This is a genomic window from Colwellia hornerae, assembly GCF_007954355.1.
Lineage (GTDB): Bacteria > Pseudomonadota > Gammaproteobacteria > Enterobacterales > Alteromonadaceae > Colwellia_A > Colwellia_A hornerae.
Genome location: NZ_VOLR01000018.1, coordinates 48,492 through 73,199, shown reverse-complemented (window position 1 = coordinate 73,199; position 24,708 = coordinate 48,492). Strand labels below are relative to the sequence as shown.

Annotated in this window: 20 protein-coding genes; 4 read left to right on the top strand and 16 right to left on the bottom strand. The window is 38.8% G+C overall.

From position 1 onward, the window contains the following. Positions 1 to 87: 87 nt before the first annotated feature. The 11 genes from ESZ26_RS13320 to ESZ26_RS13270 all read right to left on the bottom strand — a co-directional run bounded on the left by ESZ26_RS13320 (position 88) and on the right by ESZ26_RS13270 (position 12,353). Positions 88 to 1,755 carry an AMP-binding protein gene (locus tag ESZ26_RS13320; protein WP_146799970.1) on the bottom strand — a complete coding sequence of 556 codons (1,668 nt, stop codon included), beginning with the start codon at positions 1,753 to 1,755 and terminating at the stop codon, positions 88 to 90. An 82-nt stretch (positions 1,756 to 1,837) separates the two neighbouring features. Then, entirely contained in the window at positions 1,838 to 3,019 is a 1,182-nt protein-coding gene (locus ESZ26_RS13315; protein WP_146799969.1) for an acetyl-CoA C-acyltransferase, read from the bottom strand. Between the two features lie 48 nt (positions 3,020 to 3,067). Continuing rightward, on the bottom strand, positions 3,068 to 3,991 hold the full coding sequence (locus ESZ26_RS13310; RefSeq protein ID WP_146799968.1) for an SDR family NAD(P)-dependent oxidoreductase: 924 nt from the start codon (positions 3,989 to 3,991) through the stop codon (positions 3,068 to 3,070). A 35-nt stretch (positions 3,992 to 4,026) separates the two neighbouring features. Further along, entirely contained in the window at positions 4,027 to 4,494 is a 468-nt protein-coding gene (locus ESZ26_RS13305; protein ID WP_146799967.1) for a MaoC family dehydratase, read from the bottom strand. Positions 4,495 to 4,534: 40 nt separating this feature from the next. After that, the gene (locus ESZ26_RS13300; protein ID WP_146799966.1) at positions 4,535 to 6,340 is read right to left on the bottom strand and encodes an acyl-CoA dehydrogenase; all 1,806 of its coding nucleotides are present in this window, start codon (positions 6,338 to 6,340) and stop codon (positions 4,535 to 4,537) included. Between the two features lie 49 nt (positions 6,341 to 6,389). Then, positions 6,390 to 7,151 carry an SDR family NAD(P)-dependent oxidoreductase gene (locus ESZ26_RS13295; protein ID WP_146799965.1) on the bottom strand — a complete coding sequence of 254 codons (762 nt, stop codon included), beginning with the start codon at positions 7,149 to 7,151 and terminating at the stop codon, positions 6,390 to 6,392. A gap of 66 nt (positions 7,152 to 7,217) precedes the next feature. After that, positions 7,218 to 8,261, bottom strand: coding sequence for a phosphotransferase family protein (locus ESZ26_RS13290; RefSeq protein ID WP_146799964.1), 1,044 nt, complete (start codon positions 8,259 to 8,261; stop codon positions 7,218 to 7,220). A 52-nt stretch (positions 8,262 to 8,313) separates the two neighbouring features. Then, entirely contained in the window at positions 8,314 to 9,522 is a 1,209-nt protein-coding gene (locus tag ESZ26_RS13285) for an acyl-CoA dehydrogenase family protein (protein ID WP_146799963.1), read from the bottom strand. Between the two features lie 126 nt (positions 9,523 to 9,648). Continuing rightward, complete coding sequence (locus tag ESZ26_RS13280) at positions 9,649 to 10,764, bottom strand: NADH:flavin oxidoreductase (RefSeq protein ID WP_146799962.1); 1,116 nt, start codon at positions 10,762 to 10,764, stop codon at positions 9,649 to 9,651. Positions 10,765 to 10,820: 56 nt separating this feature from the next. Then, entirely contained in the window at positions 10,821 to 11,591 is a 771-nt protein-coding gene (locus ESZ26_RS13275; RefSeq protein ID WP_146799961.1) for an SDR family oxidoreductase, read from the bottom strand. 36 nt (positions 11,592 to 11,627) lie between these two features. After that, positions 11,628 to 12,353: a histidine phosphatase family protein gene (locus ESZ26_RS13270; RefSeq protein WP_146799960.1), complete on the bottom strand. Its 726-nt coding sequence runs from the start codon at positions 12,351 to 12,353 to the stop codon at positions 11,628 to 11,630. Between the two features lie 345 nt (positions 12,354 to 12,698). Between ESZ26_RS13270 and ESZ26_RS13265 the strand changes: the two genes are divergently transcribed. The 4 genes from ESZ26_RS13265 to ESZ26_RS13250 all read left to right on the top strand — a co-directional run bounded on the left by ESZ26_RS13265 (position 12,699) and on the right by ESZ26_RS13250 (position 17,668). After that, on the top strand, positions 12,699 to 13,598 hold the full coding sequence (locus ESZ26_RS13265) for a LysR family transcriptional regulator (RefSeq protein ID WP_146799959.1): 900 nt from the start codon (positions 12,699 to 12,701) through the stop codon (positions 13,596 to 13,598). 192 nt (positions 13,599 to 13,790) lie between these two features. Next, on the top strand, positions 13,791 to 14,039 hold the full coding sequence (locus tag ESZ26_RS13260; protein WP_146799958.1) for a DUF3297 family protein: 249 nt from the start codon (positions 13,791 to 13,793) through the stop codon (positions 14,037 to 14,039). A 248-nt stretch (positions 14,040 to 14,287) separates the two neighbouring features. Next, the gene (locus tag ESZ26_RS13255; RefSeq protein WP_146799957.1) at positions 14,288 to 15,436 is read left to right on the top strand and encodes an ATP-grasp domain-containing protein; all 1,149 of its coding nucleotides are present in this window, start codon (positions 14,288 to 14,290) and stop codon (positions 15,434 to 15,436) included. A 159-nt stretch (positions 15,437 to 15,595) separates the two neighbouring features. Then, positions 15,596 to 17,668, top strand: coding sequence for a S9 family peptidase (locus tag ESZ26_RS13250; RefSeq protein WP_146799989.1), 2,073 nt, complete (start codon positions 15,596 to 15,598; stop codon positions 17,666 to 17,668). Positions 17,669 to 17,768: 100 nt separating this feature from the next. On the opposite strand, the gene trxC is transcribed toward ESZ26_RS13250, so the two are convergent. The 5 genes from trxC to ESZ26_RS13225 form a co-directional block, all read right to left on the bottom strand. Continuing rightward, a complete protein-coding gene (gene trxC, locus ESZ26_RS13245) occupies positions 17,769 to 18,221 on the bottom strand; it encodes a thioredoxin TrxC (protein WP_146799956.1) in 453 nt (150 codons plus the stop codon). 287 nt (positions 18,222 to 18,508) lie between these two features. Continuing rightward, on the bottom strand, positions 18,509 to 20,905 hold the full coding sequence (locus tag ESZ26_RS13240; protein ID WP_146799955.1) for an efflux RND transporter permease subunit: 2,397 nt from the start codon (positions 20,903 to 20,905) through the stop codon (positions 18,509 to 18,511). A 39-nt stretch (positions 20,906 to 20,944) separates the two neighbouring features. Continuing rightward, positions 20,945 to 21,814 carry an MlaA family lipoprotein gene (locus ESZ26_RS13235; protein WP_170246380.1) on the bottom strand — a complete coding sequence of 290 codons (870 nt, stop codon included), beginning with the start codon at positions 21,812 to 21,814 and terminating at the stop codon, positions 20,945 to 20,947. Positions 21,815 to 22,054: 240 nt separating this feature from the next. Then, positions 22,055 to 23,986 (bottom strand): bifunctional diguanylate cyclase/phosphodiesterase, encoded by a 1,932-nt coding sequence (locus ESZ26_RS13230; protein WP_146799953.1) that lies wholly within the window; start codon positions 23,984 to 23,986, stop codon positions 22,055 to 22,057. 4 nt (positions 23,987 to 23,990) lie between these two features. Then, on the bottom strand, positions 23,991 to 24,707 hold the full coding sequence (locus ESZ26_RS13225) for a transglutaminase-like cysteine peptidase (protein WP_395881211.1): 717 nt from the start codon (positions 24,705 to 24,707) through the stop codon (positions 23,991 to 23,993). Position 24,708 lies beyond the last annotated feature (1 nt).

Genomic DNA, 24,708 nt, shown 5'->3' with positions numbered 1-24,708 from the left:
ATAAAAAACGCCTAAGGACTAACATAGCACTAGCCGTAGGCGTAATTACCCAGTCAATTTATTACTCGTAAAAATAACCTTGTCTACTTATGCAACATCCTTACGTAACTCTTTTCGTAACACTTTACCGACATTACTTTTGGGCAACTCATCGATGAACTCTATTAACTTAGGCCGTTTATAGTTTGTTAGCATTTCATGGCAATGATCAAAAATATCTTGCTCTGCTAGATCAGGATTTTTCCTAACAATAAAAACCTTAACCGCTTCTCCTGTTGTGTCGTGCGGGATACCAATAGCAGCCGCTTCAAGTACACCATCATGCATAACGAGTACTTCTTCAATTTCATTAGGAAAAACATTAAAGCCTGAGACGTTGATCATGTCTTTTTTTCGGTCAACAATTTTGAAGAAGCCATTTTCATCCATGGTGGCAATATCGCCGGTGGCTAGCCAACCATCTTTAAGTACTTCAGCTGTTGCATCGGGTCGGTTGTGATAACCTTTCATCACCTGAGGACCTTTAACCCACATTTCACCGGGCTCACCTAGCACAACTTCCTGACCATCATCGCCAATTAAGCGAATGTCGGTCGAAGAAACAGGCACACCAATAGAGCCATTATAGCTTTGTTGATTAAAAGGGCTCATGGTCACTAATGGCGCACATTCAGTTAAGCCATAACCTTCTAACAATCTTGTTTTAGTGACCTTTTCCCAAAGTTCAGCTACCGGACGTTGTACCGACATTCCACCACCAAAACCAAGCTTTAATGGGCTAAAGTCAAGCTGGTCAAATCCTGGGGTATGCAGCAAAGCATTAAATAAAGTATTTACCCCGGTAATAACTGTAAAAGGATATTTGGCTAATTCTTTCACAAAACCTTTCATATCCCTTGGGTTGGTAATTAAAATATTGGTACCACCAAAGGGGATAAAACATAAGCAATTAGAGGTTAACGCATAAACATGGTAGAGCGGCAAAGCTGTGATCATAATTTCTTTGCCGACTTCATAAACATTTTTGGTCGCCGCATTTGACTGTTCAAGGTTAGCAACCATATTACGGTGAGTCAGCATGGCTCCTTTTGATGGACCTGTTGTGCCACCGGTATATTGTAAGAAGGCGAGATCTGAACCAAGCACTTTGACAGGGCTAAAGGTTAATGTAGCCCCTTTTTTCATCGCTTGATTAAATCTATCGGCTCCAGGGAAATTAAAGGCAGGCACCTGCTTTTTCACATGCCTGAGTACACTGTTAATCAGTAAACCTTTAACTGTCCCTAACCTGTCGCCAACAGCTGTAAGAATAATATGCTTAACATCAGTTTTATCAATAACCTTTTCAAGAACATGGGCAAAATTTTCAAGAATAAGAATAGCTTTAGTGCCTGAGTCTTTTAACTGGTGCTCTAATTCGCGTGGTGTATATAACGGGTTAACATTGACCACAGTAAGCCCAGCTAACAAGGCACCAAATAATGCGATAGGGTATTGAAGAAGATTAGGGATCATAATCGCAAATTTATCACCTTTAACTAATCCTAAATCTCTCTGTAAATAAGCCGCAAAGTCATGAGCTTGTTGACCTAGCTCTTGATAACTAATACTCGCCCCCATATTAATAAAAGCGGTGTTACCTTGATATAACTTGGTATATTTAGCAAATAAATCTGCGAGTGAATTATATTTATCTGGGTCTATTTCAAAATCAACGCCGGGTGGGTAACTCTTTTCAAGCCAAATCTTTTCCATTATTCTTATCTCCCCAATCACTTATTGTTTACGTGGCATTATTATTATAGTGACGCCACGGTAAATGTTTTACTTAAAACGGTTAAAGTACTTCAAACAAGCCTGCTGCGCCCTGTCCACCACCAATACACATGCTAATGACAACATATTTGATTCCACGACGTTTACCCTCAATCAGTGCGTGCATCACCATACGTGTGCCGCTCATGCCATAAGGATGGCCAATAGAAATTGCCCCACCATTTACATTTAAACGATCTTCGGGAATGCCTAACTTAGTCGCACAATATAAAACTTGTACCGCAAAAGCTTCATTAATTTCCCATAAGCCGATATCGTCAATCGTTAAATTATTACGCGCTAACAATTTGGGTATCGCATAAATCGGCCCAATCCCCATTTCATCGGGTTCACAACCGGCAACAACCATGCCACGATAGACTCCTAAAGGCTTAAGACCTCTTTGCTCAGCTAAACCTCGTTCCATTAGAACAACAGCCGCAGCGCCATCAGATAACTGCGAAGCATTGCCGCCAGTAATAGCACCATTATCATTGACCGCCTTTAAAGCCGACAGTCCTGCTAGCGTTGTTGATGGACGGTTACCTTCATCTTTAGTTAAAGTGACCGTTTCTTTGCTGAAATCGCCTGTCGCCTTGTCCATAACACGTTTAGTACAGGTCACTGGCACAATTTCATCATCAAACCTACCCGCTTGTTGTGCTGCGGCCGTGCGTTGTTGAGATTTAAGCGCATAGCCGTCTTGCTCTGCTCGAGAAATACTATAGCGAGTGGCAACGATTTCGGCCGTATCAAGCATCGGCATATAAGTTGCTGGTCGATAGGCTTTAACACTCGGGTCAACAGCCCTATGCATATTCATTTTATCGTTTTGTACTAAACTAATGGAATCGCAACCGCCGGCAAGCACCACTTGTGCGCCATCACCAACAATATGATTTGCCGCAATAGCAATAGACATTAAACCTGATGAACATTGACGGTCGATAGTCATACCGGGCACAGAAACTGGCAATTCAGCCGCCATTGCCACTTGCCGACCAAAGTTCATTCCTTGATTGCCTTGCGTTAGCGCGGCACCAAAAATACAGTCTTCAATTTCATTGGCATCGATTCCTGCTCTTTCAACGGCGGCTTTAACCGCAATAGCCGCTAAAGTTGGCGCTGATAAATCATTAAAGGCACCTCGGTATGCTTTACCTATCGGGGTACGCGCAGCAGATACTATTACAGCTTCTCTCATCAGTATTCCTTTTTAATTATCATCTGAACGACAAACCAGTCGTCATATTTATACTTGCTGCTGTGACTTCATATAAGCCATAGCTTTGCTGACAAATTTTTCACCTTGTTTTGATCCAGCAGATAAAGCTGCTTGGCCTGCCTCATCGGTTAACTGCGACCACTGCCCGCGTACAGATTCTGGTGTTTGTGACGATTGCGGAATAAAACAACCTTGAGTTTCAAACATACTTGCACTTGAGTAACCGCCCGCACCTGCACATAAAATAAAGCGAGTCGGCGCATCGTCATCACAAAGGGTGAGCAAACCAGCCGTTACCGCTTCAGGGGCAAATGCTTTGACAATGTTTTCAGGCATGAGGTCTTCTGTCATACGTGTGCCAGCGGTTGGGGCAAGAGCGTTTATGCGGATATTATTTTTAGCGCCTTCAATCGATAACGTATTCATTAATCCTAACACCGCCATTTTAGCTGCGCCGTAGTTAGCTTGGCCAAAATTACCGTACATGCCGCTCGATGAGGTTGTCATCACAATACGGCCATAGTTTTGTGCACGCATAATATCCCAAACAGCTTTAGTACAATTAACGCTGCCAATCACATGAACATCCATCACCATAGTAAAGTCTGCTAAGCTCATTTTAGCAAAAGATTTATCTCTTAAAATACCAGCATTATTGATTAATATATCAACACGGCCCCATTTTTCCATGGCTTGATTAACCATGTCTTGTACCTCATCAAAGTTCGCAACATTTGCGCCATGGCTGATGGCTTCTCCACCGTTTTGTTCAATTAAACGCACGACATCTTGTGACGCTTGTGAAGACGCTCCGCTACCATCGCGCGCGCCTCCTAAATCATTAACCACGACTTTTGCACCACGCGCAGCAAGCGCTAACGCATGCGAGCGACCTAAACCATTACCTGCGCCAGTAACAATAGCGACTTTTCCTATAAAACTGATGGTCATGAAATTTCCTTAAAATACATTAAAATTACTTTCTACTAATGTGATTTTACCATTTGTACTGAAATCCACTGTGCGACTAGCGCAGGTGTTTCACTGCCCTCTATTTCAACACTCACTTGAGTCGACAAGCGATATTGTCCTGGCTTTTTCTCTTCAATCGCCAACGTTGTTGCATGGGCTCGAATACGGCTATTCACCGTAACGGGTTGTAAAAATCTCACTTTGTCAAAACCAGCATTTAAGCCCATGTAAAATCCGTCAATGATAACGCTAAAGTCTTCAGCAAAATGAGAGAGCATTGATAATGATAAGAAACCATGAGCAATAGTAGCGCCAAAGGGTGTCGCTTTTGCCTTTTCTTCATCAACATGAATAAACTGATGATCGAGTGTACAATCAGCGAATTGGTCAATTTGTTGCTGAGTAACTGAGTGCCAAGGCGTTGGTTTTGCTTGAAAACCGATATAATTTGCTAATTCTTCTTTGTTAATTATTGTTGGCATAGGTATCTCTATTATTTAACTGATATTTTAATGACTATTTTTAAAACCATTCAGCTTTCATCTGATAAGTGCTGTCATCACTTTGTATTAACAGCGCTGACCATAACGCGATTTGTGGTAATTCAAATCTGTAGAAATACTGTAAGGTTTGCAGTTTTCCTTGATAAAAATTTTCATCAGCTTGGTGTGGTTTATTTTCAAGCGCTTTCGTGGCAACAAGGCCTTGTTTGAGCCATAACCAAGCGACGATCACGTGACCAAACAACTCGAGGTATTTAACCGAATTAGCTAAAGCTAAATCAATATTATTGCTGGTCATTGCACTTAATAACGCTTCAGTCGTTAGCTTTAAACATGTTACCGCTGCCGTTAGTTGTTGGCTAAATTCAGTTAAACGTTGATAATGTTTGGCTTGTTCTATAGTTATATTTATTTCAGCTAAGGTCGCTAAGTAACCTGCCATCTTATTCATTGGCACTTTTCGCGTTAACAAGTCCAACGACTGAATCCCCGTTGTACCTTCATGAATCGCGTTTAAACGATTATCACGATAAAATAATTCCACGGGGTGTTCATTAATATAGCCATGACCACCGAGTACTTGAATGGCTAGGTCATTGGCTTTAGTGCCATATTCAGCAGGCCATGTTTTAATAATAGGGGTAAGAAAGTCTAATAAGAGATGTGCGTGCTCTTTTTCTTTAGCACTAGCGGCTGTTTTCTCGTCATCACTCAATTGTGTGCCATAAAGTACTAATGAAAATGCCCCCTCTGCATAAGCTTTTTGTGCGAGTAGCATTCTTCGAACATCGGCATGTTCGATAATATTAACCATAGGTGATAGGGGATCTTTACTCGAGGGTAAACGACCTTGTGGCCGATTTTTAGCATAGTCTAATGAGTACAAGTAACCCGCTATACCGATAACCGCTGCACTGGTTCCAACCATAATGCGTGCTTCATTCATCATATGGAACATATACTTAAGCCCTTGATTTTCTTCCCCCACTAAGTAACCAACAGACCCGTTCTTTTCTCCGAAACTCAATGCGGTAGACGTTTGAGCTCGACCGCCCATTTTATGAAATAGTCCGGATAAAGCAACTTCATTGTCATCGCCAATTGAGCCATCGTCATTAAGCAAAAATTTTGGCACAACAAAAAGTGAAATACCTCTTATCCCTTTTGGCGCGCCCGTTAATCTCGCAAGCACTAAGTGAACAATATTTTCACTGAGATCATGATCACCACCCGAAATATAAATTTTATTACCGCTAATGCGATAGCTACCGTCTTCGGCTTTTGTCGCTTTAGTAATTAAATCACCTAAGCCTGAACCACTGCCCGGCTCTGTCATCGCCATAGTGCCCATAAAGCGACCAGCACGCATCGGCTTTACCCACTTTTCGATGAGGTCTTTACTACCGTGCGCACTCAGTAAATTAGCATTCGCAGTGGTCAACATGTTGTAACCTAAACCGACACCACCAGCGACAGTTAGATAGGACGTGGCGATACTGGCGATGATTGGTGGTAGTTGCATACCACTGGTTTCATAATCTGCGGTCGCTGAAGATAAACCCGAGGCAATAACAGCATCGATAGCGGGTTTAAGCTCAGGAATTAAATGTACCTTTTTACCGTCAAAAGTTGGTTGGTGGGTATCAAGTTTTTGACGAATAGGTAAGAAGTATTTTTCTGCTATTGTTTTAGCGGTAGCAATAACTTCGTTAAATGTTTGACGGTCATGATCTTGATAACGTTCTCTTTTTAAAAGAGACTCACTATCAAAGAATTCATACAGCATAAATTCAATATCTCGTTCATTCATTAATTCACTGGCCATACGGATCTCTTCTTATTAACTATTTAAAAAAGTAACACAAGATTATTGTTTACTGTGCTGATACACCGCCATCAATTGCAATACATTGCCCGGTCATATATGTGTTTGCGGGTGACAGCATCATTAGCATCACGGCAACAACCTCTTTAGGCTCGGCTAAACGTTTCATTGGCGCACCTAAACTCATTTTACTTTGCATACTTTCATCGGCCATATCAGTGACCATTTTAGTTAAGGTAAAAAAAGGACATATCGCATTGATACGAATATTATGGCGACCATATTCAACAGCGCCCGTTTTTGTTAAACCAATAACGGCATGCTTTGCCATAGAATAAGCCGCAACTTTTGCCGCACCGCCAAGACCTGCCATTGAGCTAACGTTTAAAATGGCGCCACCTTGCTGCGTTAACATCTGCTTAATTTGATGACTCATGCCAAACTGCACACCTTTAACATTAATGGCAAATTGTCTATCCATTAGCGCTTCGTCAATTTCGTGTAAGGCATGAAAATCATGAGCAACCCCGGCATTATTAACGCCAATGTCAACACGACCAAACTTTTCAATGGCTAAGTCGACCATAGCTTTACAATCTACATTGTTAGCAACATCACATTGAAGTGCGAACACCTCAGCGCCTGAAGCGGCAATATCATTGGCCACTTTATTAACACCTGCTTCGTTAATATCACTGATCACTAACTTAGCACCACGCTGAGCTAATTCTTGGGCTAATAACATACCAAACCCCTGAGCAGCTCCCGTAATAACAGCAACTTTTCCGGTAAAATCTAATAATGGATCCATTTTTTTTTCCTTAAAATATTATTTGAACGTATTTATTGTCATGGTGCTAAATTCAATCGCTAACTGCTATTTGGTGACCTTTTCTTGCCCTATTATCTCTAAAGCCATCAATGCTAAAGGTTCAACAAACTGACCGATTTTACTGGCATTCTCATTCGATGCATTGCCCTGTGACGCTCTTTTTGCAACACCTTGAACAATGGCGGCTAATCTGAAAAAACTAAAAGCGAGATAAAATGTCCAGTTATCAATCTTTTCAATGCCCATGCGCTGACAATAAGTGGCGACATATTCTTCTTCCGTTGGAATACCTAAACTTGCTCTATCTACGCCTTTTAAGCCGTCGATGCTGCCAATGCCTTGAGGCATACGTAATCCCATACATTGGTAGGCTAGATCAGAAAACGGATGTCCTAAGGTTGAGAGTTCCCAATCAAGAATGGCTATAATTTCTGGTTTGTCTTTAGCAAACATCATGTTGTCTAAACGAAAGTCACCATGGACTAAACAAACTTTGCCATCATCTGCGGGAAGATTAACTTCAAGCCATTGGTTTAACTCGTCCATTGCTGTTATTTTTTTAAGTGCTGAGGCGCGGTATTGCGCTGACCAACGGTCATATTGACGTTGAAAATAATTACCCGCTTTTCCGTACTCACTAAGCCCAATACTTTCAACATTAATTCGATGTAAGGCAACCAAAGCATTGTTCATCGCATCGTACATTTGACTGCGATATTCATTGGTTTTTACTGCTGTTAATGAGGCACTCCAATAAACGCTACCATCACAATACTCCATCAGATAAAACATCGAACCAATAATACTGGTGTCTTCACAAAGGTGATAAACCTCGGCGACAGGCACGTCAGAAGATTTTAACGCCGCAAGCACTTTATATTCACGGTCAACCGCATGTGCTGATTTTAGCAATTTGCCCGGTGGTTGGCTGCGCAGGACGAATGTTCCAGACTGCGCTATTACTTTATACGTTGGATTAGATTGCCCACCTGAAAATTTATCAAGGGTGATGGGCCCGATAAAACCATTAAGATGAAGCGCTAAATAAGCGGTGAGTTTTTCAACATCAAAAGGTACGTTTGCTGCCATGTCTTTATTCTCTTTCTGATTTAAGCCGGTTAATTTCAATAATCGTTTGACGTTATGTCGATTTTTTAACTAAATCTCGCCCAAGTTGCATCATGTGAACTTGATCAGGACCATCTGCTAAACGTAATGTTCTTTGGCCCGCATAAGCATGTGCTAAAAAGGTATCCTGACTAACCCCTACCGCGCCATGGCATTGAATGGCTCGGTCAATAACATCAAGTGACATCTTCGGCGCAACTATTTTTATCATGGCAATAATATCTTTCGCCGCTTTATTACCTTCAAGGTCCATTTTTTGTGCCGCTTTTAACGTCATCAAACGCGCTTGTTCAATTTGACAAGCTGAAATAGCAATATCTTCGCGTATTGATTGTTGTTTTATCATCGGTCGACCAAAGACAATACGTTCATTAACACGCTGACACATTAAATCTAACGCACGCTGAGCAACGCCCACTGAACGCATGCAATGATGAATACGACCAGGACCTAAGCGCCCTTGCGCGATTTCAAACCCTTTACCTTCAGCAACAATAATGTTGTCGATAGGCACTCGAACATTTTCAAAAATAATTTCGGCATGCCCTTCTGGCGAATCATCATAGCCAAACACTTTCATTGGGCGAACCATAGTGACACCGGGTGTTCTCATTGGCACTAGCACTTGCGATTGTTGAATATAACGATTTTCATTATCTGGGTCGGTTTTGCCCATAACAATCATAATTTCACATTGTTTACGACACGCCCCACTGATGTAAAACTTTTTACCATTGATGACATATTCATCACCGTCACGTTCGATACGTAATTCAATATTGGTCGCATCACTTGAAGCAACTTCAGGCTCTGTCATGGCAAAAGCGGAGCGAATTTTTCCTTCAAGTAGCGGCTCTAGCCACTGCTTTTTCTGGGCTTCACTACCATATTTAGCGAGAACTTCCATATTGCCGGTGTCGGGAGCCGCACAATTAAAAACTTCTGGCGCCCACATCACTTTACCCATAATTTCAGCTAAAGGTGCATATTCTAGGTTAGTTAAACCCGCACTATATTTGCCATAACTCAAAGGTAAGAATAAATTCCATAGCCCTTCTGCTTTTGCTTTCGCTTTTAGCTCTTCCATTAGCGGTGGTGTTGACCAAGGCTCTTGCGCAACTTGTTCATGCATTTTCTGCTCAGCAGGATAAACATATTTATCCATAAATAAATTTACACGATTTATTAATGCGTTAACTTTGTCACTGTATTCAAAATCCATGAGAGATCCCTATAATTTAATAGCGCCCGTTTACTAACGAGTGCAGTGAGAATTTTTATGTCACGATATCCAAAAATCATCAGCGGTTGAAACTTAATTCATCAACCGACAACTGACTTAATTTATTTAGCTTAACTTCATCAGCGCTTCTTTATTAAACGGCGCTATTTGGTCTTCTTTTTTATCTCGTATTTTATTAACCCACTCAGGATCGACTAACAACGCCCGGCCAATAGCAACCAAATCAAATTCATCATTATTTAAGCGCGTTAATAAACCGTCAATACCGGTTGGGTTAGAAGCACCGCCTAGATCCATACTACCTTCACCGGTGAAATCACTGTCGAGTCCAACACTGCCCACAGTTATTACCGGCTTGTGCGTTATTTTTTTCGTCCATCCAGCTAAATTTAGCGTCGAACCTTCAAATTCTGGTAACCAAAAGCGGCGGGTGCTGGCATGAAATATATCAACCCCAGCATCACTCAATAGTGTTAAAAAAGTCGTTAACTCTGCGGGTGTTTGGCAGAGTTTTGCATCGTAGTCTTGTTGCTTCCATTGAGAAAATCTAAAGATAATAGGAAAGTCTTCACCAACAGCGGCGCGGATTGCTTGGACAATTTCCACACCAAAGCGGGTACGATTTTCCAATGAACCTCCGTACCCATCCTCACGTTGATTTGTTCCTTCCCAGAAGAACTGATCAACCAAATAACCATGAGCACCATGAACTTCAACGCCATCGAAACCAACATTTTTAGCATCAACAGCGGCTTGTGCAAAGGAAGCAACAACTTCGTCTATATCGGCTTGGCTCATCTCAATACCATTAGGCGCGCCGGGTTTATATAATCCAGATGGGCTGTAGGCAGGTACCGATTTATCAGGACCAATACCTGCTTTTCTCACTGAGCCAACATGCCAAATTTGTGGCACGATTTTACCTCCAGCGGCGTGTACTTCATCAACAACATGTTTCCAACCGGCTAAAGCTTCTTCACCAAAAATAGCAGGAACTCGTTCATAGCCATTAGCCGCTTTATGAGAAATGAAAGTACCTTCGGTAATAATTAAACCAACATTTCCTTCTGCTCTGCGTCGATAATATTTTGCAACATCATTATTGGCGATATAATTAGGCGAAAAGGTTCTCGTCATCGGGGCCATCACCGTACGATTTTTTAAGGTGAGTCCGCCAGATGAAAATGACTCGAAGAGTTTAGCTGAATTAGTGTTACTCATTTTATTTCCTAAAATTTATTGATATTAAATATTGCCGTTATTAATCGCTTTACTACCTAGCCAATTAAATAACCACCATCAACGTTAATCGCAGTACCTGTCGTGTAACTTGATGCATTTGAAACCAAGTAAAGCACAGTGCCAGCCATTTCTTCAGGTTGTGCAATTCGCTTCATCGGCACGTGATGCAGCATTTGTTCAAGTATCTTGGGATTATTAACTAATGTTGACGCAAATTTTGTATCGGTGCCGCCAGGTAATAAAGCATTAACGCGAATATTAAATTGGGCACACTCTTTAGCAAAGGTCTTGGTCATAGAGATGACAGCCGCTTTGGTAATTGAATAAATACCCTGAAAGTCACCTGGGATAACGCCGTTAATAGAGGCAACATTGACAATAGCGCCACCATTATTTTCTTTCATTAGTTTTGCCCCGATAACTGACATGAAAAAATACCCGCGAATATTCACGTCGACTGTTTTTTGAAAAGCACCTAAATCAGTATCTAACACATGGCCAAAATAGGGATTTGCCGCGGCGTTATTAACCAAAATATCAAGCTTGCCGTGTTGTTCTTTAATCAGCGAGAAAATGCTTTCTATTTGGTCCATTTCTCCGATATGACAAGGGATAGCTTGAGCGCTGCCTCCATCTGCAATAATATCGTCAACTACAGTTTGGCAACCTTCAACTTTACGGCTAGAAACAATGACATGGGCGCCACTTTGCGCCAGTAATTTAGCTATCTGTTCACCAATGCCACGACTTGCGCCGGTAACCAAAGCGATTTTTCCTGTTAGATCGAATAAGTTGAACTTGTTCATGTTAAGTCTCCTTGTTAATTGCTAATATTATATCGATTATCTAAACGTAACCCAGTCTTCACCTGCAAGGGTCAAGTGACTATAGTTGTTAAAATAATCAATGCTTAAATTCTTTTCTGAAAAGAGTAGTTTAGTAACGCCGGTATTGCGTGACTGTTGATTAATGATTAATGCTTTATCATCGGACAAGCCTAAAACATGCTGAATAATGACTGCTATGGTGCCACTTGAGGTAAAAATACAAATATTGTTTGTATGTTGATTGGCTTGCCTAGGCGTTTTTCTTGCCGTTAGCTCTTGCTTAATGACATCGTGCAATGCGCTAACACAACGTTGTTTAAATTGACTCCAACTTTCTTTATAATCTTTGTCGTGGTTGCCACTTATCCACCGTGACAATGCATTGGCAAACTCTTTTTGAAAAGCTTTACTTGCGCTCGGCTGTTCACTCATTATCGCAGCCATTTTTGAAAAATCTTTCCATCGTGCATCATGGCAAGTTAACAATTCTTGATGATTAAACTCATTAAACCCTGAATGCAAGATCACTGGAGATGGTTCACTTTCATATCCCAATAAAAAGTGTTCTAGGGTTTGTCCGTGTCGCAGCAAATCACCCGAGTAGATTTTTTCTGGTGCAGACATAGCTTGCCAATACTTACCCAATAAACGAGATTGTTCACGGCCTTTTTCAGACAGGAGGTCGTAATCGGCTTTACCAAAAGAGGCTTGCCCGTGACGTATAAGATAAATGGCCGTCATAAGTTTACCCGTTCACTGTAGTAGGCTGCTGTTTAAATAGAATAAAGTACTGACTTATTATCACTTTCATCACTTATTGAGATTCTTTAACATCTGTTTTTTTTGATTTATTGATATTAATTGCCAACATACAATTAAACAAATGAATAGTTATTATGACCTACTATTCCTCTTCCGAATAAAGTCACTAAAATAAAGATTAATCAGCACAAATAAATAGCGATTGTTTAAATATATGACTCTAATTAAGTTAAATAAAGTAATAAACTTAATGATTAACTATTCATTTTATGAATAGAATGACAATATTGATGACTTACTTGACGAACTAGGTTGAAAATAGCGATGAAAGTTGACTTAAATTTATTTGTGGTATTTGAAGCTATTTACTGCGAAGGCAATATTACTAAAGCAGCGTCAGCACTGAATTTATCACAACCTGCGGTTAGTCACTCTTTGAGCAAGTTACGTGCACATTTTGACGATCCACTTTTTGTACGCCAAGGCAATGAAATGCGACCTACTGTGGTGGCTAATAATGTTGTTGCAGATGTGCGTGAAGCTTTACGTCAATTACAAATATGTTTAGCACAGTCAAAACAATTTCAGCCGATGACCTCGCGCAAAAGTTTTACCATTTCGTTGCACGTTGCGTTAGAAGCCTCTTACTTACCGCCTTTGATACAGAGAATTCATAAAGAAGCGCCCTGGGTAAATATACAAAGTAGCCGCCGAGTTAATCGCCATGAACTGGAAAACAAACTCGCCAGTGGCGACATTGATTTAGCCATCGATACATTATTGCCCGTCAGTGACAATATATTACATACCCAATTAGAAAAAGATAAATTAGTCGTTGTAGCACGTAAAAACAACCCACAAATCAAAGCAATACTAGACTTAGAAAGCTATTTAGCGATGGACCATATTTTAGTGTCATCACGTTCAGCAGGCCCGAGCATTGAGGATTTCGAATTAGCTCGTCTTGGCTTACAACGTAGAATAGGTTTGCGGTGTCAGCATACATTTTCCGCGTGTCGGGTAATAGCAGGTAATGATATGTTACTCACCGCAACGGAAACAACCGCTAAAATGTATGCACAATTGCTAGACTTAGTTATATATCCCTTACCTGTAGCACTCCCTGATATTGATATGCACCTTTATTGGCACACAAACCTAGACTTTGAACCAGCAAATAAATGGCTTAGAAATAAAGTTATTCAAGCGACACCGGCAATTTAAAGGTGCTTATCTAAAAATGAGCGACTTTAAGAAAACATCGATGAAATGAGCCATAGATGTGGCTAAAGAACAATATATTTTCTGTTATGCTTAACATTTAGTTGCCGCTAGGGGGTAAATTTATTAAACAGCGCTTGAGCGCTATCTATATATTGCCTACAATAGCGCAATTTTTTATCATAGGTCACAAACATGAACGATACGACATCGCTACCCGCTTTACCCGATCGCCTATCAGGTAATCCTCGCAGCCCACATCATGTAGAAGAAATTTTTCAACACGAGATAGGTATTCGACTCAATGGCAAAGAACGTTTTGATGTTGAAGAGTATTGCATCAGCGAAGGTTGGGTAAAAGTCACAATGAACAAAGCGTTAGACCGTCGTGGCCAGCCACTTTTGATGACATCTAAAGGAACAGTTGAAGCGTTTTACCGTTAAACGTTATCAATAAAAGTTAATATGCCTTGTCCCAGGCATATTAACTATGGGTCAGCTAAGCGTTATCTTCCTTAATATCTGACCCTATTTAACAATACGATAATGATGCAAAGTACACCACTGTTTGAAACTTTAACCTGCCCTCTTCTTTTGTACTAAATAATCTAAATATTCTTATATATTAATTTATATATATTCACTAGACTCAGCAGATAAAAATATGAGTTGGAAATTATTAGAGGTATTTAATGGCGAATGTACTAATTGTTGGTAGAAGAGGTCGATGTTATCGCGCCGCATTAAAATTAGGCCATAACGTTTTTCTCTGGAGTGATGGTCCCCTTCACGAAAGTCGAAAAGAAAAGTTGTCCGGTTATATTGAAACATCATTTGAAAACGTTGAAAAAAATCTTTTAAAAGCTGATATCACCGCAATACGGGCATTTAATATCGAGTATGTTATTGCAGCCACTGAATCGAGTGTCGATATTGCTGCTATGGTTCGTCAAAAATTCAAACTTACAGGTACACCACTTAGCATAACCCGCATTTTACATAATAAAAACGAGATGAAACTCAAAGCTTTAGAGCACAATATTCCCATTACAAAATTTCATCTCATTGATGATAAAGATACGCCTGAATCCTTAGTTGAAAAATTAGGTCTGCCACTTGTTGTTAAACCAGTAGCCGAATCAGGTGCAAGAGGCGTTATGGTGCTAAAAAACTTAGCTGAGGTAACGTTACATTATAAGCCCGGCTTACTGGCGGAAGCTTTTGTCGAAGGCCGTGAAGTCAGCGTAGAGACGTTAATCCATAATGGTGAGCCAATTTTTCATAATATCACCGACTATCTTCACCAGTGGAAAAAATCAATATTACCGGCAAGTTTAGCGCAAGCCTTACAAGAAAAAATCATCGCCATAAATGATCAAGTCATTAAAGGATTTGGCGTTAAAAATGGCATGACTCATGCCGAATTTTATCTTACCAAAGCGGGGCCGGTATTTGGCGAAATGGCAGTACGACCTCCCGGCGGATACTATATGGAACTCATTCAATATGCCTATGGATTCAATCCATGGAAAACCTATGTTGAATTGGAAACCGGAGCGACACCCAAACCCTTACCGATAAAAGCGACCAAATTTGCGTGCGTGCTTATGATCCATCCGGGGCCAGGAATTATTGATGAAATTTCGGGTATAGAGCAATGCAGAGCACTTAAAGAAATAGAACAATTTAAATTTAATATTACAACTGGGGACGAAGTTTTCGCGCACGACAGTACCAGTAGCGAAGTTGGTCACGTATTTATGACAGCTGATACACAAGAAATTTTGCTTAAACAATTGAAGTTTTTCGAAGGTAACCTGGTCATTACCATGAAAGCGTAGCCAACTAACCTTAGTCTATTTTCAAGCGTTCACTTAATCTATAATAGCTCGATAAATTTTTATCACGTTTTTCTTTAAAAACACTCATTTCATTCATCGTTTAACTAGGAGCACTTAGTGCCAACATCTTCACTTATATCAGCTGCGTCAAACAAAAATATGACTGCACCAATAGCGGCAAAGACCCCCCATCTAATGGAAAAACATAATCATCAACGTATCGATAATTATTATTGGATGCGTGACGACCAGCGCAGTGATGAAAAAGTGTTAGCACACCTTAATGATGAAAATAATTATGCTGATGTTATGTTGGCCAAGCAAAAGCCTTTACAAGCATTACTTTTTAATGAACTTAAAGACCGGATTGTCAAGGACGATAATACCGTGCCAGCAAAAGACGGGAAATATTGGTATCACAGCGAAATTAATGGCGAGCAAGAGTTTTCAAACTATTACCGAGCAACAAGCTTTGCTGGTGAAAACAAAACTCTATTACTAGATGTTAATGAGCGCGCACAAGATCATGAGTTTTATGATTTAGGTGATTTATCAATAAGTCCAAATGACCAAATCATGTCAATCTCTGAAGATACTGACAGCCGCCGTATTTACACGGTTTATTTTAAAGATTTAACAAAATCGTCTAACGCACCAGATGCTTATTTAGCCGATATTCTTGTTGAAACTGAAGGACAAGTTGTTTGGTCGAACGACAATAAAACCATCTTATATGTAAAGAAAGATTTAGAAACTTTACTTGGCACACAAGTATATCGCCATAAATTAGGAACTCCACAAGCTGATGATGTGCTTGTTTATGAAGAAGACGATCACCGTTTTTATATCAGCTTAGACAAGAGCAGAGATGACTCTCAACTTTATATTTGTTTACATGCCACTGAATCTACACATTATTTAGTAGTCAGTGCCAATGAACCTAATGGCCAGTTTACCGAACTATTCCCTTATCAAGAACAACATGAATATCACGCCGATAAAATGGGTGAATTTTTTTATATTGTCACTAACTACCAAGCTAAAAACTTTAGGTTAATGAAAACCACAGTTGCTCAAATTGATGATATCAATAACTGGCAAGAAATTATTCCTCACAGAGAGAATGTACTCCTTGAAGGCATTGAATTATTTCACCGTTTCATTGTAATAACCGAAAGAGAAAATGGTCAAATTCGTTTTGTCGTGCACACAACCCAGGGGGAAAACGCCGGTCATCACTATCCATTATCTTTTGATGACCCCTGTTATTTTGCTTGTCTTGACGAAAATCCAGAGCCAAACACTAGCATCGCAAGATTATATTATTCTAGTTTAACAACGCCCGATTCTTTATTTGAATTTGACCTAGCGACAGGTCAGCGAAAATTACTTAAACAGCAACAAGTCTTAGGAGACTTTAACCAAGACGATTATCAAGCAGAACGTCTATTTATTAACGCTCGTGATGGTGTAGCAGTACCGGTATCAATTGTTTATCGTCGCAGTACCTTTAAAAAAGACGGTACCAACCCACTTCTTCAATACGGTTATGGTGCTTATGGCTTAACCATAGATCCTGATTTTTCGAGTCAAACTTTAAGTTTACTTGATAGAGGGTTTGTTTATGTTATAGCCCATGTTCGTGGCTCAGAAATGTTAGGCCGACAATGGTATGAAACCGGTAAAAAGGCGCATAAACAAAATACCTTTAATGACTTTATTGATGTTACTAAGGCATTAGTTGCCCAAGGATATGGCGCTAAAGATAAAATATTTGCTTCTGGCGGTAGCGCTGGCGGCTTATTAATGGGCGCTGTGGTCAATCAAGCACCGGAACTATATTTAGGCATTGGCGCTCATGTGCCCTTTTTAGATGTGTTAACGACTATGCTCGATGAAAGCATACCGCTAACCACTAATGAATATGACGAATGGGGTGATCCAAACGAAGCACAAGCCTACCAAGATATTTTATCTTATTCACCAATGGATAATATCAGTGCTCAACACTACCCCAATATACTGGTGACTACCGGATTACATGACTCTCAGGTTCAGTACTTTGAACCAATGAAGTGGGTAGCAAAAATGAGAGAGCTTAAAACAGATGATAATTTATTGTTGTTTAAGACAGATATGGACGCTGGCCATGGCGGTGCATCAGGACGATTTAAAAGTTTAAAAGAAAAAGCTTTAGAAATGAGCTTTTTTATCTCGCTATTAAACGAATAACATTAACTAACAAAAACGTTTAACTTGTTACTCACAAGAGTGATCTTTGTCCCTTGTGAGTAACCACAGCACCTATAAAGAATGTTCTTTACGATATTTACTAAGTGTCTGTCAAAGGCAAATTTTCAGTTAGCCATTGTTTAAACTGTACTTTGGGTAAGGCGCCGGACATTCGAGCAATTTCTTTGCCGTGATGAAATATCATTAAAGTAGGAATAGAACGGATATTATGTCCTCCTGCGGTATTTTGATTGCTTTCAGTGTCTAACTTCACAAAACAAGCCTGCGTAAACATCTCAGCAGCAACCTGTTCAAAAGTGGGTGCAAATTGTTTACAAGGCCCGCACCAAGGTGCCCAAAAGTCGACAATAACAGGTAATCCATTGTCGGTAATATAACGGCTAAAGTTTTTATCGCTACCAACAACAGGTTTAATAGAAAGCACCGCGTTACCACACTTACCGCAAAGAGGCTGGTCATTGAGTTTAACCTTAGCTAAACGATTTTTCGTACCGCAACTTGCGCAAACTATTTGAATAGGTGAATCAGTCATAGTAAACCTCACTAAATAAGTATTTTAAAATTTGTTAATATAAAAAGTAAAATATAAATATGGGTCTGTACGGGCTTTAATTCAAGTATCTATATTAAGACTGTTATCTCCAGACTGATATAACTTGTTACTTATTGAAATATATAGGCATTTACAAAGAACAAAAACCGCCACAATTAAACTTTGCCCTTATAAGTTTTTCGCAGTATCCGATCAGCTCTTAACGTAAGCTTTGATCTTTAATTTGTTCAATATTTCATTAGCTCGGTTAATATTTTTAAAACTATTTAGTTTTGTTTAAGGGTATTTTTAGTTAAATATTTTTTTAATAATACCGGTAATGTGGTGATATCTGTCACTAAGGCAACGATCATCGCGATACTGGTGAGTAAACCAAATAATATGCTTGGTACAAAATTAGAGAATATTAAGGTACCAAAACCGATAACAATAACAGTGGTGGTATATATTAATGCATAGCCAATCGATAAATTAGTTCGTTTAACCCAATCATCACTATTGGCTTGGCCAAGTTTCATTTCTTCTATATAACGGTGAATATAATGAATGGTATCGTCCATTGAAATCCCCATAGCAACCGCAGCTATAGTAATAGTCATTAAATCTAACGGGATCGCAAATATCCCTAAAACGCCCATAATCACTACTGTAGTAATGAAATTAGGCACCAGAGCAATCCAGGCAACTTTGAACGATGAAAATATAATCATCAGTGTTATCGCCATCGCACCATAAACAATGAGTATTGTCAGCACTTGCGAGTCGAGCAAACGTGACAGTACATCTTGATAAAGGATAAACAAACCAGTTAATGTATACTGCTGCTCTTTAATGCCCATTGCAGATAATTCTTTATGGATATGCGCCAACAAATCGGCTCTATTTAGGTCTTTAGTACTGTCTTGAACCCGCATAGAAATTCGTATTTGATTATCTTTTTCTGAAAAGTAAGCACCAAAAAGTTTCTGTTGTAGCTCAGTATCTAAACTTTTATAGAGTGCGGTAAGCTCATATTCTGTCAGCGGTTTACCATAGACCACTTGAGCGATCTTAGTAAAGTCGGCAATTGAGGTTATCGCGCCAATAGCTTGCTGTTTTGCTAACATATTTTGAATATCTGTTACTGTCTGTACTGCACTTGCCGAGATAACTAATCCTGATTTTATCTGCTCATCTGGGATATTCAATAACAGGTCAAATGGCGTCGAACCACCAAACTCTTGATCGATAAAGGTCAGCTCTTTTCTAACATCGGTTGATTCACTAAAGTAATTTAAAAAACTATTCTCAGCTGTTAACTTTAAACAACCCAAGCCGCCAACAACGGTGATTAAAGTAGATATAATAATAATTTTTTTTGGCTGATTTATAACAAAAGTGGCTGCGCCTTGCATTCCCCTTTCAATCTGATGATGCTGCTTAACAAAACCTTGTTTATTAAAAATGACTAACAGTAATGCGGGGAAAAAAGCCAAACTAACAATAAAGCTGACCAGCATAGCAACAACCATCATCCAACCGAAACTTATAACGGGCTGAACACCACTAAATATAAGTGAGCCAAAACCAATAGAGGTCGTTAAACCCGCATAAAAACAGGGTTTTATTTTTTGTTTAATGGTTGCCAATACGAGTTTTTGGTGATCCCAGTCGAGGTGTTTTAACACCAACTCTTGGTAATGAACAATAAGGTGAATTATCATGGCCAGAGACAAAATAATTTGCAGGGCAAATACATTCGCCGAAATAACAGTCACTTTAAAATTAAGTGCTGCGAGTAAACCTATCGTCATAACAACACTTGTTGCACAGCAAACTATAGGTAAAACTACCCAACTTACTTGTCTAAATAAAAACCACAACAACACAATGACTACAAGAATAATTAAAGCACCAAAAAGAACTAAATCATTCTGAATGATTTGAATTAACTCATATGACAATAAATTATTACCGCCTAAATAAAAGGCGCCGTCTTTTTTATAGGGTAACAAAAGCGCGCGAATATTTTCAATTTCATCAATACGAGTTTGCTCGAGTTGTTTGTTAATTTTCTGCTGTTGTTGCTTTAACGCTTTAAGTAAATGTTGTTCTTTATCTGTCAGCTCACGGTTTAATAAATGGCGTTTGATATCAATAATATCGTAATTTATCTGCTCAACTTTTTGATCTGTATTAAAAACCACTTGCAACGACAATGCCGTTTGGTCTTTGTTAATAAGCAAGCCCTCATACAAAGGGTGTTTTTTTAAACTTAGTGAGAATGTTTGTTCATCAAACTTTTTATTTTCCCAAGTTAAATCTTCAACATCCGCAGAAACTGTCTTAGAAGAAGAAAAAATAGGCACATTAACAATACTATTTACCTGTTTGACTCGAGCTATTTTCTCTATTTTTCTGCCAAGTTCAGATAATATATCAAGGTTGATTGTCGAAAATAACTGGCTGTTACTCGGTTTAAATGCAATTAGTATAAATTCTTCAGAGCCATAACGTTGACCGGCAAGCTGGGTTAAAATGTAATGTTTATTGTTATCAACTAACAAAGTATCTGCTGAGGCATCAATCTCAAAGTTTTTCGCTTGCCAGGCTAATGCAGTCGTGAGCATGCAAAAAATAATACAGCTGGTATAAGCCCAAAAAGTTGCACTCGCTTTAAACATATTTATTCCACTTTCGGGTTAAAGTACTAACAAAAAACGTTATTTTTGCTTTTGCTTTTGCTTTTCAGTTTTAAAAACTTCATTACGACGTTCTTGACCATCTCGTTGGATGCTTTGCATATATAGATTACGTGTAAACTCATAAGGGTTTTCAACGTCAGCTAATACCAGTGGATACTTAGCCAAAATAGCCGTTTGTGCTTGAATACCATCAACCAATAATAATTGTTGAGCTGCTCTTTTATCGTTAATAAAATTAAGAGGATGTGCTAGGTAGTTGAACGATAATGATGCCGTGTCACGTAAATCTGAAGGTCCAAGTAAAGGGAGAACAAGATAAGCACCATGTCCAACGCCATAAGAAGCAAGTGTTTCTCCAAAAGTCGTTTTATCACGTACCAGTTTCATCATGCTGTCGGCTGGATCAAATAAACCCAATAAACCCATGGTACTATTTACCAAGACTCGAGCAAGACTGTTACCTGATTTAGAGAGCTCACCTTGAAATAAATGATTTAACGCATAAAGCGGTTCACGTAAATTATAAAAAAAGTTACGAATACTTTGATCAACTGGCTGAGGAACAATTTTTTGATAACCTATTGCAAAGGGGCTAAGTACGTAACGATAGACCTTATCATTAAATTTAAAAATAGGCTCATTGATAAATCTTAGTGAATCTTCTGGTTCTTCATAGCTGATAACACTCGGTATATTTTCTTCGGCCGCTATTTCATAAGGCCCCTTTAAAGGATGTTCAATTTTTATAGCCTTTTCGACGACAATATCATCGTTTAAAGATGAACACCCAGCCGCCATTGTCAGAAAAAATATGAACAAAACACTTTGGGGTAAATTTCTATTAAACCATGATAGATTTAATTTTTTAGTCTTATCGGTGCTTGTCACTCTAACTCCCTGAAGTTGGAACAAACTATTGCTAACTGATCGTGTTAAATATGACATACCTCTGATGACTTGTACTTGTTTATTTTAAGATAAATCGTTTATTTAACACATCATTAAATATTTGTCTTTTTTGTACCTTAGTACAAGGTTCTATACAAAAAAACAAGTGCCTAACATAAACACTTACTCTAAATAGGTGGGCTAAGTCGTTAAAGTATTCAATGTTTAACACCTGTAGATTTAGCTGTGATTAATATCAACATCTTCAACTGGGGAAATATAGCCTTGGTAGCCTTCCGCTTTTAATGAATTAAAAGCTGCTAATTGCTCTTGATCTTCAATTCCGGTAATAATAACTGCGATACCCAGTCCTTTTGCTACATTGACTAACGCCCGACAAAGTTCTTTATTTTGATTAAGCTTTTCATAATAGGCGAAAGATAGATCTAACTTTATATAATTTGGCCGTAACTTTTGTAAGTATTCTAAAGAGCCAATTTGGCGACCACATTGGTCAATGCCTATTTTAGCACCTGCCGCTTTAATAATTTCAGCCAGTTGGTAGCATTGGTTCAGTGAGCTTATGGCAGCCGATTCAGGTATTTCAAATAAAATACGATCGGCATAAATTGACTGCTTAAGGTACTGCGTTAACCATTGAATAAATTGTGGATCTTGCAAGGTGTCATGGGTTAAGTTGATCGCCACCCCTTCTGATGATTGCGCTAATATATTTTGTTGTTCAATCGACTGTAACAAACATCGGTCAAGCTGAGATCCTAAAGACAACAACTCTATAAATGGCATGAACTCTGATGCAGTAACAATTTGTTCATCAATATTTAAACGACAATAAATTTCACGCTGGATAACTTTCTTGGTTCTTGTACTTAAAATTGGCTGCCATTGAAAAATAAAATGGTTGTTATTAATGGAGTCAACTAATTTACTTCGCCATTGTTCTCTACTGTATTTCTGTGGTTGATCAGCATCTATCCAATGACTTACTTTATTATCGCGTTGTGCTTGTTGTAGCGCGTTATCAGATTGAGACAATAAATCAGCAGAGTTCATATTTTCAATACGTTGGCTCACACCCAAGGCGAAACGAGTATTAGGCGAACAACCGGCTTTAGTGATCTCTTGGTTAATTAACCTAATTAATGTTTGTAGGTAAACTTTGATGGTACTTTTTTCTGCTTTGGTGATTAAAAATGCAAATTCTGTGTTGGCAATACGTGCTATTACACTTTCGGCTATGTCAGGTAACTCTGCTTGCATGCGTTTCGATACAACTTTAATTATTTCATCACGACCTTGATAGCCATATTTACTATGGATATCATCAAGCCAATCAAATTTAGCTAAGATAAGACCACCAAAACCTGGTTCATTTAGCCAATTATTAATTTGTGCAGACAAATATTGGCGGTTAGGTAATTGAGACACTTGATCAATAAGCTTGTCTTCTTTTAGATCATTAACTTCATCGTCTAAAGTAGAGAATATTTGTTTTAATTGCCCTGACATTAAATTTATTGCACCAACCACATCTTTTAATTCTGTTGTCTTGGGTAATTCAATGTCTTGGTCAAACTTACGTTGCGAAATGTTTTTGGCGTGGATAGCCACATTATGTAAAGGTTTTAAAATACGATTAAGCTTAAATCTTAAAACAATAATAGAAAGAATAAAAAGGAACGATAAAATCATCACAGTGTCATTCATCACTCGCCATAATTCTTGGTAACCCAATGCCGGATGCCCTTCAACTTCAAGTGTTGCTAATTGCATCCAGCCTGAGGTTATTAAACTTTCTTTTTTTTGTGTTTCAAATAAATCTAGGTTAATAAACCATTGTGGAACGCCCTTTATAACCACGGGATTTTCCCAAACTTGTTCTTTCCCATCAACTAACCATTTAAGCGTAACCTTACGATAAAAACCGCCTTCAAAAATAACATTAACTAAGGTTTCTGCGGTGGCTACATCCCCAGTTTCTATCTGAGGTTGCAACATTAACCCTAAGGAAGTTATGGTGTTGTTTAAGTCAGATTGCATTTGTTGACTCATAAAGTCACGGGTTTGTGTAAATTGAAAATAAACTAAACTGGTCATGACTAATAAAAAAAGTGCGAACAGTAATGAGTTTATTTCTCTAAATAAGGTCATGATCTTAAAACTCCATTTTAATTTTTGGTTGTTTAAGTTTTGAAGTGGTTATTCGCTGTCTTAATTCTCGCCAAAGTTTAAGCTTTGATGATTTTCCACTAAGAATTCCTTGCCCCTTTGCTTTGTTCAACCATAATTGACTGGCATTAAAACTATATACGGGGATAAGGTCGTTGCGCTGATTTGCGGGTTTAATAACGCCGTCTAGATTATCTAAAATTAATGGTATAGCACTAGGTGTATCATAGTAAGCAAGTACCATATGGTATTGATTAAGTTGGACGGCTTTAACCATAGTGATCCTCATTTTTTCATCTGCAATACCCATCTCTAATAATGTGAAATATTTAGCAATTGAATAGTCTTCGCAATCGCCACCATTAACACCAATAAATTCGATGGGTGTCGCCCAATAATTGCTCACTCCCCAGAGTTTACTATCATCAATAAACCTAAACATATTAAAGAATTGATTAACTTCTTGTAATGTGTCTAATGCTGAATGTTCAGCTTTTGGTTGCATTAATTTAAACCAAGCTTTACCTCTTTTACCTGCTCTTTCTCCGTAACTCTGCTGCAATGATGTGATAATTTCTTTTTCATTAAGTGGCAGTGTAGATTGAGCAAATATAGCGGCTAAACATATGATGCTGATGCATAGCATCTGAATAGGCTTAATGACCATCCATTTAAAAAAAGAACGTCTTCTAATGCTACTCATT